This window comes from Streptomyces sp. NEAU-sy36, from assembly GCF_013423905.1.
Lineage (GTDB): Bacteria > Actinomycetota > Actinomycetes > Streptomycetales > Streptomycetaceae > Streptomyces > Streptomyces misionensis.
The window spans coordinates 1,043,223-1,059,126 of the sequence record NZ_CP058977.1 but is presented as its reverse complement, the minus strand read 5'-3'; the positions used below and the strand labels follow the sequence as shown (position 1 = coordinate 1,059,126).

11 protein-coding genes and 1 pseudogene are annotated in these 15,904 nt (G+C 75.6%); 6 read left to right on the top strand and 6 right to left on the bottom strand.

Going from position 1 to position 15,904, the window contains the following annotated elements:
* Positions 1–61: 61 nt before the first annotated feature.
* On the top strand, positions 62–1,399 hold the full coding sequence (locus tag HZZ00_RS04765; protein WP_180331035.1) for a VWA domain-containing protein: 1,338 nt from the start codon (positions 62–64) through the stop codon (positions 1,397–1,399).
* Between the two features lie 58 nt (positions 1,400–1,457).
* On the top strand, positions 1,458–3,290 hold the full coding sequence (locus HZZ00_RS04760; RefSeq protein ID WP_180331034.1) for an FHA domain-containing protein: 1,833 nt from the start codon (positions 1,458–1,460) through the stop codon (positions 3,288–3,290).
* A 15-nt stretch (positions 3,291–3,305) separates the two neighbouring features.
* Here the strand turns inward: HZZ00_RS04760 and HZZ00_RS04755 are convergent, their stop codons facing one another.
* Positions 3,306–4,280, bottom strand: coding sequence for a methyltransferase domain-containing protein (locus HZZ00_RS04755; protein ID WP_180331033.1), 975 nt, complete (start codon positions 4,278–4,280; stop codon positions 3,306–3,308).
* Between the two features lie 82 nt (positions 4,281–4,362).
* Between HZZ00_RS04755 and HZZ00_RS04750 the strand changes: the two genes are divergently transcribed.
* The 4 genes from HZZ00_RS04750 to HZZ00_RS04735 all read left to right on the top strand — a co-directional run bounded on the left by HZZ00_RS04750 (position 4,363) and on the right by HZZ00_RS04735 (position 11,870).
* Positions 4,363–4,767: a globin gene (locus HZZ00_RS04750; protein ID WP_180331032.1), complete on the top strand. Its 405-nt coding sequence runs from the start codon at positions 4,363–4,365 to the stop codon at positions 4,765–4,767.
* A gap of 162 nt (positions 4,768–4,929) precedes the next feature.
* Entirely contained in the window at positions 4,930–8,169 is a 3,240-nt protein-coding gene (locus tag HZZ00_RS04745) for an FtsX-like permease family protein (protein WP_180331031.1), read from the top strand.
* Between the two features lies 1 nt (position 8,170).
* Positions 8,171–10,891, top strand: coding sequence for an FtsX-like permease family protein (locus HZZ00_RS04740; protein WP_180331030.1), 2,721 nt, complete (start codon positions 8,171–8,173; stop codon positions 10,889–10,891).
* 64 nt (positions 10,892–10,955) lie between these two features.
* A complete protein-coding gene (locus HZZ00_RS04735; protein WP_180331029.1) occupies positions 10,956–11,870 on the top strand; it encodes an ABC transporter ATP-binding protein in 915 nt (304 codons plus the stop codon).
* A gap of 105 nt (positions 11,871–11,975) precedes the next feature.
* On the opposite strand, the gene HZZ00_RS04730 is transcribed toward HZZ00_RS04735, so the two are convergent.
* The 5 genes and pseudogenes from HZZ00_RS04730 to HZZ00_RS04710 all read right to left on the bottom strand — a co-directional run.
* On the bottom strand, positions 11,976–12,665 hold the full coding sequence (locus HZZ00_RS04730; protein ID WP_180331028.1) for a hypothetical protein: 690 nt from the start codon (positions 12,663–12,665) through the stop codon (positions 11,976–11,978).
* The gene (locus HZZ00_RS04725) at positions 12,662–13,084 is read right to left on the bottom strand and encodes a thioesterase family protein (RefSeq protein WP_180331027.1); all 423 of its coding nucleotides are present in this window, start codon (positions 13,082–13,084) and stop codon (positions 12,662–12,664) included. Before HZZ00_RS04725 ends, HZZ00_RS04730 begins: the two co-directional genes overlap by 4 nt.
* Positions 13,085–13,090: 6 nt before the next feature.
* Entirely contained in the window at positions 13,091–14,755 is a 1,665-nt protein-coding gene (gene ettA / locus HZZ00_RS04720; RefSeq protein WP_070027213.1) for an energy-dependent translational throttle protein EttA, read from the bottom strand.
* 204 nt (positions 14,756–14,959) lie between these two features.
* Positions 14,960–15,259: a hypothetical protein gene (locus HZZ00_RS38085; RefSeq protein WP_219013992.1), complete on the bottom strand. Its 300-nt coding sequence runs from the start codon at positions 15,257–15,259 to the stop codon at positions 14,960–14,962.
* A gap of 366 nt (positions 15,260–15,625) precedes the next feature.
* Positions 15,626–15,904: pseudogene (locus tag HZZ00_RS04710) on the bottom strand (UTRA domain-containing protein); the annotation flags it as partial.

Genomic DNA, 15,904 nt, shown 5'->3' with positions numbered 1-15,904 from the left:
CCGGCCCGTACACAGCCATCGCCCGGCGCGAGCGGGGCGGTCGAGGGGGATTCGAGTCTGTATGGCCAACTTCGCGAAACCTGATGTGCCGCGGTTCTCGGTGGACGTGTACCAGAACGAGTACCTGCCCGAGGGCGGCCGCGAGGTCAACGCCATCGTCACGGTGACGGCGACCGGCGGGGGCACGATCGGCAAGGGCCCGGGGGCCGCCGCTCCCGGACGGCGGCCGTCCGCCGCGGTGGCGGTCATGGTCGACTGCTCGGGCTCCATGGACTATCCGCCGACCAAGATGCGCCACGCCAGGGACGCCACGGCCGCCGCCGTCGACACCCTGCGCGACGGCACGCACTTCGCGGTGATCGGCGGCACCCATGTGGCCACCGAGGTCTACCCGGGCGGCGGCCGGCTCGCCGTCGCCGGTCCGGCCACCCGGGAGGAGGCCAAGCGGGCGCTGCGCCGGCTGAGCGCGGGCGGCGGTACCGCCATCGGCACCTGGCTGCGGCTCGCCGACCGGCTGCTGGCCTCGGCGGACGTCACCCTGCGGCACGGCATCCTGCTCACCGACGGCCGCAACGAGCACGAGTCGCCGGACGATCTGCGGGCCGCCCTGGACGCCTGCGCCGGACGGTTCACCTGTGACGCGCGGGGCGTGGGCACCGACTGGGAAGTGAAAGAAGTCACAGGCATCGCCTCGGCGCTCCTCGGCACCGCCGACATCGTCGCCGATCCGGCCGGTCTGGCCGCGGACTTCACGCGGATGATGGAGACGGCGATGGACAAGGAGGTCGCCGACGTCGCCCTGCGGGTGTGGACGCCGGTCGGCACGGCCATCCGCTTCGTCAAGCAAGTCGCGCCCGCCGTGGAGGACTTGACCGGCAGACGCGTCGAGGCCGGACCCCGCGCGGGGGACTACCCCACCGGTTCCTGGGGCGACGAGTCCCGCGACTACCACCTGTGCGTGGAGGTCCCGCCGGCCGGCCTCGGCCGGGAGATGCTGGCCGCCCGCGTCTCGCTGGTGGTGCCCGGGCCGGACGGAACGGCACAGAACCTCGGTGCGCAGGGTCTCGTACGGGCCGTGTGGACCGACGACATGACGGCCTCCACCGCGCTCAGCCCCCAAGTCGCCCACTACACCGGGCAGGCCGAACTGGCGCAAGTCATCAAGCAGGGGCTTGATCTCCGCAAAGTGGGCGATTTCGATGGAGCAACGGCCAAACTGGGACGGGCCGTTCAGCTGGCGAGCGCCTCCGGGAACGCGGATACTGCGAAACTGCTTGCGAAGGTGGTGGACGTGGTCGACGCCGCGACAGGTACTGTGCGGTTGAAGACGAGGGTCGCGGAGGCTGACGAGATGACTCTGGAGACCCGGTCCACAAAAACTGTTCGTGTAAAGAAGTGACCCTGGAAGCGACACCAGGCGAGCCAGCCCAGCCCTGAGACGAAGGGGAAGCCCCGACATGCCGACCTGCCCGAACGGACACCAGTCGGGTTCCGACGACTGGTGCGAGGTCTGCGGTCACCGCATGGCCGGTGCCGTACCTCCGCCCCCGCCGCCCCCGCCGCCCGGCGGCTACGGCTTCCCGCCCCCGCAGGGCGGCCCGGCCGGTGCCCGGCCGCCCGCCGCGTCGGGCGGCGAGCCGGAGCTGTGCCCGCAGTGCCGTACCCCCCGCGAGGGCGGCGCGCCGTTCTGCGAGGAGTGCCGGTGGAACTTCCTGACCAACACGGCCACCTCGTACACCCCGGCGGCCCCGCGCCCCTCCACCCCCTCGACGCCCTCGGCGCCCCGCTTCCAGCCGCCGAGTTCGACGTACGGCAGCGGTGACGGGTTCGAGTACCAGGGCTCGCGGCCCTCGCAGGTGAACCGGCCGGCCGAGCCGATCCCGTCGTTCGGCAGCGAGCCGTCGGGGCCGACCCCGTTCGACCGCGGCACCCCGCCGGCCCCGCCGGCCAACCCCGGCCCGCCGGCCCCGCCCGCCTTCGGCAACGAGGGCCGTCCGTCCCCGTTCGGGGGCGGCCAGGGCGGTCCGTCCAGGCCCGACCCCTTCGGTGGCGACCGCGGCGGCCCGGCCGGTGGCCCCTCGGTCCCCGGCCAGGGTCCCGGTAGCCAGGGCCAGGGCGGCGGCTACGGCTACCCCCAGCCCGGCGCCAACCAGACCCCGCCGAGCTTCGACCGTCCGGGCCGGGACCAGGGCCAGGGCCCCGGCGGCCAGGACCAGAGCGGTGGTTACGGCTACCCGCAGCCCGGCCGCACCCAGGCCCCGCCCGCCTTCAACCGTCCGGGCCAGGGCCCGGGCGCGGGCGGCCCGGCCGGTGGCCCCTCCGTCCCCGGCCAGGGACCCGGCCAGGGTCCCGGCAGCCAGGGCCAGGGCGGCGGCTACGGCTACCCCCAGCCCGGCGCCAACCAGACCCCGCCCGGCTTCGGCGGCGACCGCGGCCCGGGGCAGGGCCCCGGCGGTTTCGGCAACGGCCCCGGCCAGGGACCGGGCGGCCCCGCCGTCCCCACCCCCTTCGGCACCGACCCGTCCCGTCCCGTCCCGCCGCCGCCCGGCCCGACCCCGCCCGCCGGCCCCGGCGGCCAGGGGGGTCCCGGCGGTCCCGGTGGTGCTCCGCAGGCGTTCTCGCCGTCCGGACCGCCCGCGCCGCCCGCCTTCCCGCGGGAGACCGGCCGTCCCCCGGCCGGCGGCCCCGGCGGCCCCGGCTCCGGTCCCTCCTTCGGCGGCGGCGCGGACGACTGGGTGATCTCCCCGCCCTCCGCCACCGGCCCCTCGGCACCGGGCCAGGGCGGCGGCTACGGCTACCCGCAGCCCGGCAGTGCCCAGGCCCCCGCCGGCCCCGGCTTCCAGAAGGCCCCCGCCGGCCCCGCGTTCCCGGACGCGCCGGGCCAGGGCACCTGGACGGCGACCATCGGCCCGGACCGCGAGTACTTCATGGCGATGATGCAGCGCTCGGGCCCCGAGGCCACGGGCCTGAACCTGCCCGCCTACTCCCCCGAGCAGCAGCGCACCCTCACCGGTGACCAGGTGACGATCGGGCGCCGCCGGCACTCCACCGGCGACACCCCGGACATCGACCTCGCGGTGCCGCCGGAGGACCCCGGCGTCTCACACCAGCACGCGATGCTGGTGCAGCAGCCGGACGGCAGCTGGGCGGTGGTCGACCAGAACTCGACCAACGGCACCACGGTCAACATGTCGGAGGAGCCGATCCGGCCGTTCGTGCCGGTCCCGCTGCGGGACGGCGACCGGGTGCACGTGGGCGCCTGGACGACGATCACCGTCCGCCGGAGCTGAGCCCGCGGCCGGTGGTCACGGGAGGGGCCAGGCGTACGGCCCCTCCGGGTCGTCCAGCCAGGCCCGGACCTGCTCGCCGGCGACCGTGACGCCGTACCGGTCGCGCTCCGGTTCGCCCTCGCGCTCCCACAGCGCCCAGGCGCCTGAAGGATCGAGGGCGCCGCGGGTCAGCGCCAGCAGGAAGTGGAACGAGTCCTGTTCGCGGGCCCGCCGCGGCAGCCCCGCGAGCGGGACGCCCTCCGGCTCGGCCCCGCCCTGCCCGCGCAACGGCACGAAGTAGGCGGCCGTGGAAAGGAAACGGCCCTGCGCGTGCCGCGCGTCCCGCACGGTCAGCGCGAGCAGTCCGGTGGCCAGCGGGACCACGATCCGCGCACCGGGGCGGCACTGGGCGAGCCAGGCGCGCGGCACCGTGGGCAGCGCGCAGGTGGCGATGATCCGGTCGAAGGGGGCGCGCTCGGGCACCCCGCGCGCCCCGTCCCCGGTGACGACCGCCGGGTGGTACCCGGCGGCGGCCAGGTGCCGGCGCGCCGACTCGGTGATCTCCGGCTCCAGGTCGACGGTGGTGACGAGGCCGTCGTCGCCGAGCCGGTGGGCGAGCAGGGCCGCGTTGTAGCCGGTGCCCGCGCCCACTTCGAGCACCCGGTCCCCGTCCGCCACCCGCAGCGCGACCAGCATCCGCGCCATCAGGGAGGGCTGGCTGCTGGAGGACAGCAGCTCGCCGTCGCGCAGCCGGGTGGCCAGCGGTACGTCCGCGTAGGCGCCGCGCACCCAGCGCTCCCGGTCCTGCGGGTCGGGACTCTCGCCCCAGCGGCGTTCGTAGCCGCGCGGCCCGGCCACGTAGTAGTACGGCACGAACAGGTGCCGGGGCACCTCGGCGAACGCCTCCCGCCACCGCGGGTCCCGCGCGAAGGCGCCGTCGGCCTCGATCTCCCGCACCAGCGCGGCCCGCGCGGCGACGGCGAGCCCCTCGGTGTCGTCGGCACCTGCCATACGACCACCCTAGGTCCCGTGGTCCCCGGCCGGTGGTCGTAAGCCCCGGGTCCTCGTCCGCCGCGTCTGAGACGATGGACGGGTGAATGAGATTCGGCGCGGCACGCTTCAGGAGCAGACCTTCTACGAGCAGGTCGGCGGGGAGGACACCTTCCGCCGGCTCGTCCACCGTTTCTACCAGGGGGTCGCCGAGGACCCGGAGCTGCGGGCGATGTACCCGGAGGAGGACCTGGGTCCCGCCGAGGAGCGGCTCACCCTCTTCCTCATGCAGTACTGGGGCGGCCCGACCACCTACGGCGAGCGCCGGGGCCACCCCCGGCTGCGGATGCGGCACGCCCCCTTCGCGGTGGACCGGGCGGCACACGACGCCTGGCTGCGGCACATGCGGGTGGCGGTGGACGAACTGGGCCTGTCCGAGGAGCACGAGCGGACCCTGTGGAACTACCTGACGTACGCGGCCGCCTCGATGGTCAACACCCCGGGCTGACCGGCCCGCGCTGAACGTCGGATTCCGGTCGCCCGGCGCCGGAATCCGGTCACGATCCGGTATAGACCGGTCGACGACCGCTTACCCGGTGCCGGTCCGTTCTGCCACCATCGCCCGAAGTCCTGGAAGCGCCAGGCAGCACGTCCGGACGACGGGGGCCGGATGACGGGGTTCGTCTTGGCACGCGCGCGTGCGCACCGGCTGCTGCTGGGCGCCGCGCTGCTCACCGTGGTGCTGACCACCGCGGTCCTGACGACGCTCACCGCCTACGCGGGGGCGATCGGGGACGCGGCGCTGCGGCACGCGCTGGCCGACCCGGGCACCGCGGCCGACGCCGCGCTGATCGTCAAGGCGGAGGTGCCGCCGGGCCAGCGGGCCGCCGCCGACCGCGCGGTGCGCACGGAGGCCCGGCGGACCTTCGACGGACTGCCCGTGACGGTACGGACGCTGCGCCGCTCGGGCCCGTACGCGCTGCCCGCCGCGCTGCGGCCGCCCGCGGACCGCTCCGGCGACCCGGACCTCACCTACCTCGCCGCCCTGGACCGCTCCCGGCTGCGGCTGTCCGCGGGCCGCTTCCCGCGCGCGACCCGCGACACCGTCGAGGTCGCCCTCCCGCAGACCGCCGCCCGCGCGCTGCGGCTGCGCGTCGGCGACCGGCTCACCCTGGCGGACCGGCTGGGCGGCCCGGCGCTGTGGGTGCGGATCAGCGGGCTGTACCGGCCGGCGTCGGTGTCGGCGCCGTACTGGCGGCTCGACGACCTGCTCGGCCGCGGGGTGAAGGAGTCGGGCTTCACGACGTACGGTCCGCTGCTCGCCGACCCCTCGGTGCTCGCCGGCGGCCGGGTCAGCGCCGGTCCGACGGCGTGGCTGGCCTCGGCGGACTTCGGCCGGACGACGACGGGACGGATCGGGCGGCTGCGCACGGCGGCACGCGAAGGCAGCGCCCGGCTGCGTGCCCGCCCGGAACTGCACGGGGCCACGATGGCGCAGACCGGGCTGCCGGAGGTGCTGGACCGGCTGGAGCGCTCGCTGCTGGCCGCCCGCTCCACGCTGCTGATCGCCGCGCTCCAGCTGGTGCTGCTCGCCGGGTACGCGCTGCTGCTGGTGGCCCGGCTGCTGGGCACCGAACGGGCCGCCGAGACCCGCCTGTTGCGTGCCCGGGGCGCCTCCCGCGCCCGCCTCGCCGCCCTGGCCGCCGCGGAGGCCGGCCTGCTGGTCCTGCCCGCCGCCCTGGCCGCCCCCTTCCTCGCCGCCCCGCTGACCAGGGTGCTGGCCGCCCACGGTCCGCTGTCCCGCCTGGACCTGCGGCTCACCCTGCCGCTCGCGGGCGGTCCGCAGGTCCGGTTCGTCGCCGTCGCGGTGGCGGCGGCCTGCGCGCTCGCGATCGGATGCGCCGGGACGGGCCGTCGCGGCAGGCGGCCGCAGGACCGCCGCGGCGGCCGGCGCACGGCCCTGCGCCGCTCCGGGGCCGACCTCGGGCTGCTCGCCGTGGCGGCCGTGGCCTACGGGGAGCTGGCGCGCCAGGGCTCCGGCGGTGTGGTCGCGGACCGGTCGGGGACGCTCGGCGTCGATCCCCTGCTGGTGGCGGCGCCCGCGCTGGCGCTGCTCGCCGGGACGGTGCTGACGCTGCGGCTGCTGCCGCCGGTGGCCCGGCTGGCGGAGCGCTGGGCGGCGCGCGGGCGGGGGCTGCCACTGGCGCTGGCGGGCTGGCAGTTCAGCCGGCGCACCGCGCGCGGCGCCGGGCCGGTGCTGCTGCTCGTGCTCGCCGTGGCGCTCGGCATGCTCGCGCTCGGGCAGGCCGCGTCCTGGCACCGTTCGCAGGCCGACCAGGCCGACTTCCGCGCGGGCGTGCCGGTGCGGGTGACGGGGGCCGGGGCGGGCGGCCTCGGCAGCACGGACGGGTACGCGCGGCTGCCGCACGTGCGCGCGGCGGCCCCCGCCGTCCGCGCCGACCAGCCGCTGTCCGGGGACCGTACGGCGACCGTGCTGGCCCTGGACACCCGGCGGGCGGCGGACGCGGTGCTGATGCGCCCGGACCTCGCCGACGTGCCGGTACGGCCGCTGCTGGCCGGGCTGGCCGCCACGGGCTCACCGGCCGGAACCCGGGTGCCCGCAGGCACCGCCCGGCTGCGGCTCGCGGCGACCCTGACCAGCTCGGCCGGCCCCGGACTGGTCACCGATGTGACGGCGACGCTGACCGACGGGTACGGGGTGTCGTACCGGATGCCGTTCGGGCAGCTGCCCGCCGACGGCCGGCCGCACCCCCTGGTCCTCGACGTGCGCGCGGCCCGCGGCGCGCTCACCCTGACCGGTCTCCAGCTGGAGATGGTCCAGCCGGCGGCGCCCGCCCGGCACCGGCTCACCCTCACCGGGCTGACGGCGACGAACACGGCCGGGACAAGACGCCCGCTGGCCCTGCCCGCCCGCTGGCGCACCGCCGCGGAGGCCGGGGGCGACGCCGTGCCGAACGCCACCACCAGCCCCACCCGGCCCCGGCTGACCGGCGCCCGCCCCCTGACCTTCGCCTACGGCACCGGCTACCTCCCGGCCGCCGACCTGTGGCAGGTCGCCTCCGTCACGGTGCGGCTCCAGGTGCCGCAGCCCGCGCCCGCCGCCGTACCGGCCGTCGCCACCGACCGCTATCTGGCCTCGGCCGACGCCCGCCCGGGCCAGCGCGTCGACCTGACGGTCGGGGGCCACCCGGTGCCGGTGCGGATCGTCCGGGCGGTCCGGGCGCTGCCCACCACCACCGAGGACGACGGCGGCGCCGTCCTCCTCGACCTGCGCGCCCTGAACCTGCTGCTCGGGACGCGGTACGGCGACGCCGCCCCGCCCACCGAGTGGTGGCTGGCCACCGCCCCCGGCACGGCGGCCCGGGTGGCCGCCGAGGTACGGGCGTTGCCGGACGTCGATCCCGGCCAGGTGACGGTGCGCGACGAGATCGCCGACCGGCTGCGCGACGACCCCTTCGGCGCCGGTCCCACGGCCGCGTTCGCGGCGTCGGCCGTGGTGGCGGCGGCGCTCGCGGCGGTGGGCTTCGCGGTGGGCGCGGCGGCCGCCATACGGGCCCGGGACGCCGAGTCCGCCGTCCTGCGCGCGCTCGGGGCGCCCCGCCGCCGGCTCACCCGGGCGACCGCCGCCGAACAGGCGGTGCTGGTGGCCCTGGCCCTCGCGGTGGGCCTGGCCCTGGGCACCGCACTGGCCCGCACGCTCCTCCCGCTGATCACCCTCACCTCGGACGCCACCCGCCCCGCACCGCCCCTGCTGGTCCAACTCCCGCCGGGACGGGTGGCGTTGCTGCTCCTCGCCGTCGCCGCGCTCCCGCTTGCCCTCACCGCGCTGCCCGCCGTCCGCCGCCGGCCGGACCTGGCCCGGACGCTGCGCGCCCCGGGAGGTGAGTGAGATGAGCCGCTCCGCACGGCAGGTCGTCGCTCCCTGGGTGCGGACACGGCTGCGGGTCGCGCCCGGGGCCGCCGGGGCGCTCGCGCTGCTGGTCGCGCTGGCCGCGTGCCTGGCGGGCGCCGGTCCGCGCGCGGTCGACCGGTACGAGGACGCGGGCCTGCGCCGGGCGTTCGCCCAGGCTGGCCCCGACCGCACCACCGTGCAGGTGACGGCGCCCCAGCCGGACCCGGGGCTGCCCGCCGCCCGCCGGTCCGCCGCGCTGCGCCCCGCCGCGCTGGAACGGCAGTACGCCAGGCTCCGCACCGCTCCCGACGCCCCGCTGGCGATCGACCGCGCCCAGTCCATGTACGGCGTCGCCGCCCGGAAGGAGCTGCCGGTGCCCGACCCCTGGCTGCCCCGCCCGAGCGGACTGCCCGCGCGGGTCGCCCTGTACGCGCCGAGCGGCCTGGCCGAGCACGCCCGCGTGCGCACCGGCCGGCTGCCGCGCGCCGACCGCCCGGTGGACGCGGCCACCGCCGAGGTGGAGGCCGCCGTGACCGCCGCCACCGCCGACCGCCTGCACATCAAGGCGGGTTCGGTCATCCACGTCCCCGCGCCGGGCCGGCCGCCGCTGCGGGCCCGCGTCACCGGCATCCTCCTGCCGCGCGACCCCGGCGGCGCCTACTGGTCGACCGTCCCGCGGCTGCGCACCCCGGCCCTGATGACCGTCCCCACCCCCGGCGCGGACCCGCCCCGGTACTGGCTCGGCGGCCTGCTGCTCCCCCAGGGCGCCGCGCCCGCGCTGCTGGGCACGGACGCGGACCCGGTCCGCTACTGGTTCCTCGCGCCCGACCCCGGCGCCCTGCGCGCCCACGACCTCGGCGCCCTGAAGTCGGCCGTGGCCGCGCTGGAGTCCGGACCCGGCCTGCGCCGCGCCCGCGCCGCCACCGCCGACGACGGCACCGGCGTCACCACCCAGCTGGACGACACCCTCGTCTCCTTCGACCGGCTGCGGTCCGGCATCGCCCCGCTGGTGTCCATCGCCGGCGCGGGCGCCGCCACCGTCGTCGCCGTCGTACTGCTCATGGCCGGGGCCCTGGCCGCCGACCGGCGGCGCGCCGAACTCGCCCTGCTGCGCGCCCGCGGCGCCGCGCTGCCCGCGCTCGCCGGGCGGCTGCTGGCCGAGACCGCGGTGATCGCCGTACCGGCGGGGGCGCTCGGCCTGCTGGCGGCCCTGCTCGCGGTCCCGGCCGGCCGCACCGGGTACGCGCTCGCCGCCGCGGGCGCCGTCACCCTCACCGCCTGCGCCGCGCTCCCGCTGCGCGCCGCCTGGGCCCACCGCACGGTACGGTCGTCCGTCCCCCGCGCGGACCTGGCGACCGTGCGGCCCTCCCGTCGCCGCACCATCGCGGAGCTGACGGTGCTGGTCCTGGCGGCCGGCGCGGTCGAGGCGCTGCGCCGGCGCGGCGCGACCGGCGACCAGCTGGTGGCCCTGGCGCCCGTGCTGATCGGTGTCGTCGCCGCCCTGACCCTGCTGCGCCTGACTCCGTTCCTGCTGCGCCGCCTCACCGCCCCGGCCGGGCGGCTGCGCGGCGCGGTGGTCCCCCTCGCGCTGGCCCGCGCGAGCCGCGGCCGGTCCTCGGCGGTGCTGCCCCTGCTCGCCCTGCTCACCGCGCTCACCACGGCCGCGTTCGGCGGCTCGGTGCTGGCGGGCGTGGCCGCGGCCCGCGACCGCGCGGCGCTGCTCGCCGTCGGCGCCGACGCCCGCGTGGCCTGGGACGCGCCGCTGCCGACCACCGCCGCGGCCCGGGTGCGGGCCGTGCCGGGGGTACGGTCCGTCGCCCCGGTCGGCATCGACTACCAGGCCAAGCCGATGGACGGCCGGGACTCGGTTTCGTTGGTCAGCGTGGACCCCGCGTCCTACGCCCGGTTGGCGACCCACACGGGCCTGGGCTCCTTCAGCGCCCCGGAGTTGAGGCCGGCGGGCGGCACGCTTCCCGCCCTCGCCTCCTCCTCCGTCGCCGCGCGGTACGGCACCCGGCACCCCTTCATCGTCCGTCTCCAGGACGGCGGTTCGGTCACCGTGCGGATCACCCTGGTCCGGGACGCCACCCCGGCCCTGCCCGTCGGGGACTTCCTGGTCGTGGACCGCGCGGGACTCACCGCCCCCGCCGACCGCCCGACCGCCCTGTTCCTGACGGGCGACGGCCTGACCGCCTCCGCGCTACGGCGTGCCGCCGGCGCCTCGGCCACCGTCCAGCTGCGCGCCGGCGAACGCGCCCGCTACGCCAGGTCCCCGCTCCAGTCCGGCGCACAAGACGTCTACACGGCCGCGGTGGCCGCGGGCGCGGGCTTCGCCGTCCTCGCGCTGCTCCTGTCCCTGCTGCGGGCCGCCCCCGAACGGGCCGCGCTGCTGGCCCGGTTGCGCACGATGGGCCTGTCCCGCGCCGAGGGCCGCCGCCTGCTGGTCCTGGAGTCCCTTCCGCAGTCCGCCCTCGCCGCCGCGGCGGGCGCCCTGACCGGCTGGGCCGCCACCCGCCTCCTCTCCCCGGCCCTCGACCTCACCGCCGTCGCCCTGCCCGACACCCAGGCCGTGGCGGCCCGGCCGCATCCCGACGCCTGGTCCCTGACCGTCCCGGCCGTGCTGCTCCTCGTCACGACGACCGGGATCGCCGCGGCGCAGGCCTGGTGGGCGGTGCGCCGGGGCGCGGTGACGGAACTGAGGGCGGGCGACGACCGATGACCCCGCCGGCCGCGACCGCCCCCGGCCCGCCACGGCCCGGCGCACCGTTCCCGCAGGAGACCCGATGACCACCACCGCAGCGACCCCTCCGGCCGGCATGATCACCTGTGACCGCCTGGTCCGGATCTTCTCCACCGACGGCATCGAGGTGCAGGCCCTCCAGGGCCTGGACCTCCTCGTCCGCGAGGGCGAACTCATGGCCCTCGTCGGCGCCTCCGGCAGCGGCAAGTCCACCCTGATGAACATCCTCGCGGGCCTGGACACCCCCACCGCGGGCGCCGCCCGCGTGGCCGGCCGCGACCTGCTCACCATGAGCGCCGCCGACCGGCTGTCCTACCGCCGCGAGACCGTCGGCTTCGTCTGGCAGCAGACCTCCCGCAACCTCCTGCCCTATCTCACCGCCGCCCAGAACACCGCCCTGCCCCTCCGGCTCGCGGGCCGCGCGCGCCGCACCGCCCGCCGCGCCCACGCCCGACGCGCCCTGGAACTGCTGGAGTTGCTGCGCGTGGCCGACTGCCGCGACCGCCGCCCGCACGAGATGTCCGGCGGTCAGCAGCAGCGCGTCGCCATCGCCGTGGCCCTCGCCAACGACCCCGCCGTGCTGCTCGCCGACGAACCCACCGGCGAACTCGACTCCCACACCGCCGCCGAGATCTTCGAGGCTTTCCGCACGGCCAACGAGACCCTCGGGACCACGATCGTGATCGTCACCCACGACCAGGCGGTGGCGAGCGAGGTGCGCCGCACGGTGGCCATCCGGGACGGCCGCACCTCCACCGAGGTGCTGCGCCGCAGCGAGGTGGACGCCGGCACCGGCAGGGAGACGGTCGTCGCCCGCGAATACGCGATGCTCGACCGCGCGGGCCGGCTCCAGCTGCCCGCCGACTACGTCCGCGCCCTGGACATGCGCGACCGGGTGGCCCTGGAACTGGAGTCCGACCACATCGCCGTACGGCCGGACGACAGCGCGGAGCCGTAGGAGGGACCGCGGGAGGGACCGCAGGGAGGCGTAGGAGGGACCGCGGGAAGACGGCCGTGGAAAAGTCCCCGGACGGGACGGTTGTTCCGCCCGGGTGCCGGTGCCTCAGCCGGTGGCGTTGACGCTGACCGCGAGCGCGCCGAGCGCCCCCGCCCGCCGCACCGCGACCGACCCGTAGGGGGTGCGCAGCCGCAGCCACGTCCCCGAGGACAGCAGCCCGGTGTCGGCAGCCTCCGCGCCCGGCCGCAGGAAGCCCAGCGACTGGGCCGCGTGCACGGCCCGCACGGGCAGCCGGGTGTGCCCTATCTCCCGGGACCAGATGTCCCGGCCGATCCGGTCCAGCTCCGTACGGGTACGCCGCTCGGGCGCCAACTCCTCGGTACGGGACCGGAATTCACCGACCGCCGCGGCCACGGTCGCCCGCAGCGCGTCCGGCGCCGGCAGCCCGGGCTCGGCCCGCCAGCCGCCGCGCGGCGGCAGCACACCGGCCCACGGAGGCCCGGTGACCGCGCCCGGCACGACGGCGGTGGCCGCCCGCTCGTCCACCGACTCCAGCAGCTCACCGGCGGAGACGGTCACGTCGAGGGTGGCGTCGAGCCCGTCCTCGTACGGCTTCGCCAGCCGCACCGCGCGCACCGCAAGCACCTCGAAGGACGGCGGCCGGCCGAAGACGGCGAGCGCGGTGCCCGCCGCCTGGAGGCGCACCGCGGCACCGCGGTCGTAGTGCAGCAGCCGGGAGAGGAAGGCGGCGAGGTCCGCCGCCTCCGTCTCGTCCACGAGGTGCAGCTCCGTCATGCGGCGACGGCCTCGCCCTCTTCGGTCTCGGCCGGCTCCGTGTACTGCCGGAGGAACTCGCGCTCCTCAGGGGTGATCCGGCGCGGCCGCTGGGCCTCGAAGTCGAACGGCACGACGACGGTCGAGGCCCGCACGTACACCACGTCCTCGTCCTTCACCTCGTAGGCGATGGTGAAGGACGCGGCGCGGATCTCGGCGACCCACAACTCGATGTCCACCGGGTGGTGCCGGTGGACGAGCTGGCGCTTGTAGTCGATCTCATGGCGCGCCACCACGGAGCCCTGCTGGAACTCCTTGTCCGGACGGAACAGGAAGTTGATCCGGGCCTCTTCCAGGTAGCGGACGAAGACCGCGTTGTTGACATGGCCGTAGGCGTCCATGTCGGACCAGCGCATCGGGCACGCGTAGACGTGGCGCAAGACCGATCAGCCCCGGGTCAGCTTCTTGTACGTCGCCCGGTGCGGACGGGCCGCGTCCGGGCCGAGGCGCTCGACCTTGTTCTTCTCGTACGACTCGAAGTTGCCCTCGAACCAGAACCACTTGGAGTCACCCTCGTAGGCGAGGATGTGGGTGGCGACACGGTCCAGGAACCAGCGGTCGTGGGAGACGACCACGGCGCAGCCGGGGAACTCCAGCAGCGCGTTCTCCAGGCTGGAGAGGGTCTCGACGTCGAGGTCGTTGGTGGGCTCGTCGAGGAGCAGCAGGTTGCCGCCCTGCTTGAGGGTGAGCGCGAGGTTGAGGCGGTTGCGCTCACCGCCGGAGAGCACACCGGCCGGCTTCTGCTGGTCCGGGCCCTTGAACCCGAAGGCGGACACGTAGGCGCGGCTGGGCATCTCGACCTGGCCGACGTTGATGTAGTCGAGCCCGTCGGACACGACCTCCCACAGCGTCTTCTTCGGGTCGATGTTGGCGCGGCCCTGGTCGACGTAGGAGACCTTGACGGTCTCGCCGACCTTGATCTGACCCGAGTCCGGCGTCTCCAGGCCCTGGATCATCTTGAACAGCGTGGTCTTGCCGGCGCCGTTCGGGCCGATGACGCCGACGATGCCGTTGCGCGGCAGCGTGAACGACAGCCCGTCGACGAGGACCTTCTCGCCGAAGGACTTGTGCAGGTCGCTGACCTCGACCACGACGTTGCCCAGACGCGGGCCCGGCGGGATCTGGATCTCCTCGAAGTCCAGCTTCCGCATCTTGTCGGCCTCGGCGGCCATCTCCTCGTAGCGGGCGAGACGGGCCTTGGACTTGGCCTGGCGCCCCTTGGCGTTCGACCGCACCCAGTCCAGCTCCTCCTTGAGGCGCTTCTGGCGCTTGGCGTCCTTCTGGCCCTCGACCTTGAGGCGGGCGGCCTTGGTCTCCAGGTACTTGGAGTAGTTGCCCTCGTAGCCGTGCAGCCGGCCTCGGTCGACCTCGCAGATCCAGCCGGCCACGTTGTCCAGGAAGTACCGGTCGTGGGTGACGGCGACGACGGTGCCCGGGTACTTGGCCAGGTGCTGCTCCAGCCAGTTCACCGACTCGGCGTCGAGGTGGTTGGTGGGCTCGTCGAGGAGCAGCAGGTCGGGCTGCTCAAGGAGCAGCTTGCACAGCGCGACGCGGCGCTTCTCACCACCGGAGAGGTTGGTGACCGGCCAGTCGCCCGGGGGGCACCCGAGCGCGTCCATGGCCTGCTCCAGCTGGGCGTCGAGGTCCCACGCCTCGGCGTGGTCCAGCTCCTCCTGGAGCTTGCCCATCTCCTCCAGCAGCGCGTCGGAGTAGTCGGTCGCCATCAGCTCGGCGATCTCGTTGAACCGGTCGAGCTTGCCCTTGATCTCCGAGACACCCTCCTGGACGTTCTCCAGGACGGTCTTCTCCTCGTTCAGCGGGGGCTCCTGCAGCAGGATGCCGACGGTGTAGCCGGGCGACAGGAACGCGTCGCCGTTGGACGGCTGCTCCAGCCCAGCCATGATCTTCAGCACGGTCGACTTACCGGCACCGTTCGGACCGACGACGCCGATCTTGGCACCCGGCAGGAAGTTCAGGGTGACGTCGTCGAGGATCACCTTGTCGCCGTGCGCTTTGCGCGCCTTGCGCATGGTGTAAATGAACTCAGCCAAGAGAAACCGTCCGGCAGCTTGAAATCTGGCAGTGGGCAGATACACCCCATCTTGCCGTACGGCCACCCCTAGGCGGAAACTCGTTAGGCTGCAGGGGCCTGACCTGGACTTTCGCCGGTGATGGCTGTGGCGCGTCTGTCGCTGTCGGTCGCCATCGAGTGGCCTTGGGCACCCTCGCACGGCCCAGAGACGGCCCGGGAATGATCACGCGGGCAACCGGATCTTCACTTGGTGGTTGTGGTGGGCATGGTCAATCACCGTGCCTTCCACATGGGCGCCCAACGGGGGCAGCTCCATCCCGCGCGGCATGGCCGTGATCTCGGCAAGGGCCACGGCGTTCGGGATGCCCTCTACACGGATGAAGACTCCGAAGCGCTGGCGCCCGATGACCTCACCACCGACATGAGTCCCCACAGGCAGAGCGACGACGGTCTCCGCCCAGCTCCGCCGAACCGCCTCGGGCTCCGGCACCTCCGGGCCCGCGGGCCACGCGTATTCGTCCATAGAGAGATCATGGCCGCCAGGACCAACCCTCCTTGGCCTCCGCCCCGGAAGTTCGAGCCATCGCGGCCCCTGGCGCCGTCATCGGCGGCCTGACGCTCACTCATGGATGCCGCCGCAACGCCGCCGGGCCCCGCTGACCAGCTTCGGATGTCACCGAAACAGCTCCGGGGCCGGGCAGACCTGTAGCGGCTCTTCCGGCTGCTCTGCCTGCCTCCACCAGGTGTGCCGATCGGCACACTGCCACAGCGAGCGGCAAGCCCGCTGACCGTCGTCGCCTCGGGCAAGTACGAAACCGCCCCACTTCAGGGGTTGGCCGCACTCGGGGCAAGCGGGACGGTCCTCGGCCATACGGCAATCCCAACGGAGCTATCGGCTGATCGGGATCTCGTAGACGATCTCGCAGTGCGCGGCGGGCACGACGATGTCCGCCGTCTCCACGGGCCGCCCTTGGTCGCTGTAGTACGTCCGCCGGATGTGCGTGACGAGTGCGGCCTTCTGGATGCCGAGTATCGACGCTTCCTCGGCGGTCGCCTGCCTGGGCTCGGGCTGCTCGACGGCGTTGCCGGCGTTGATCCGCGATGTCCGCCGGAGCCGGCACCTTGGCGTCGGTCCGGTAGGCATGCCGGCCGACGGCCCAGGCCCGCC

Bases quoted from the DNA above. Each gene is read 5' to 3' on its own strand.
- HZZ00_RS04765 (WP_180331035.1), top strand. From the start codon at position 62: ATGGCCAACTTCGCGAAACCTGATGTGCCGCGGTTCTCGGTGGACGTG.
- HZZ00_RS04760 (WP_180331034.1), top strand. From the start codon at position 1,458: ATGCCGACCTGCCCGAACGGACACCAGTCGGGTTCCGACGACTGGTGC.
- HZZ00_RS04755 (WP_180331033.1), bottom strand. From the start codon at position 4,280: ATGGCAGGTGCCGACGACACCGAGGGGCTCGCCGTCGCCGCGCGGGCC.
- HZZ00_RS04745 (WP_180331031.1), top strand. From the start codon at position 4,930: ATGACGGGGTTCGTCTTGGCACGCGCGCGTGCGCACCGGCTGCTGCTG.
- HZZ00_RS04740 (WP_180331030.1), top strand. From the start codon at position 8,171: ATGAGCCGCTCCGCACGGCAGGTCGTCGCTCCCTGGGTGCGGACACGG.
- HZZ00_RS04735 (WP_180331029.1), top strand. From the start codon at position 10,956: ATGACCACCACCGCAGCGACCCCTCCGGCCGGCATGATCACCTGTGAC.
- HZZ00_RS04730 (WP_180331028.1), bottom strand. From the start codon at position 12,665: ATGACGGAGCTGCACCTCGTGGACGAGACGGAGGCGGCGGACCTCGCC.
- HZZ00_RS38085 (WP_219013992.1), bottom strand. From the start codon at position 15,259: ATGGACGAATACGCGTGGCCCGCGGGCCCGGAGGTGCCGGAGCCCGAG.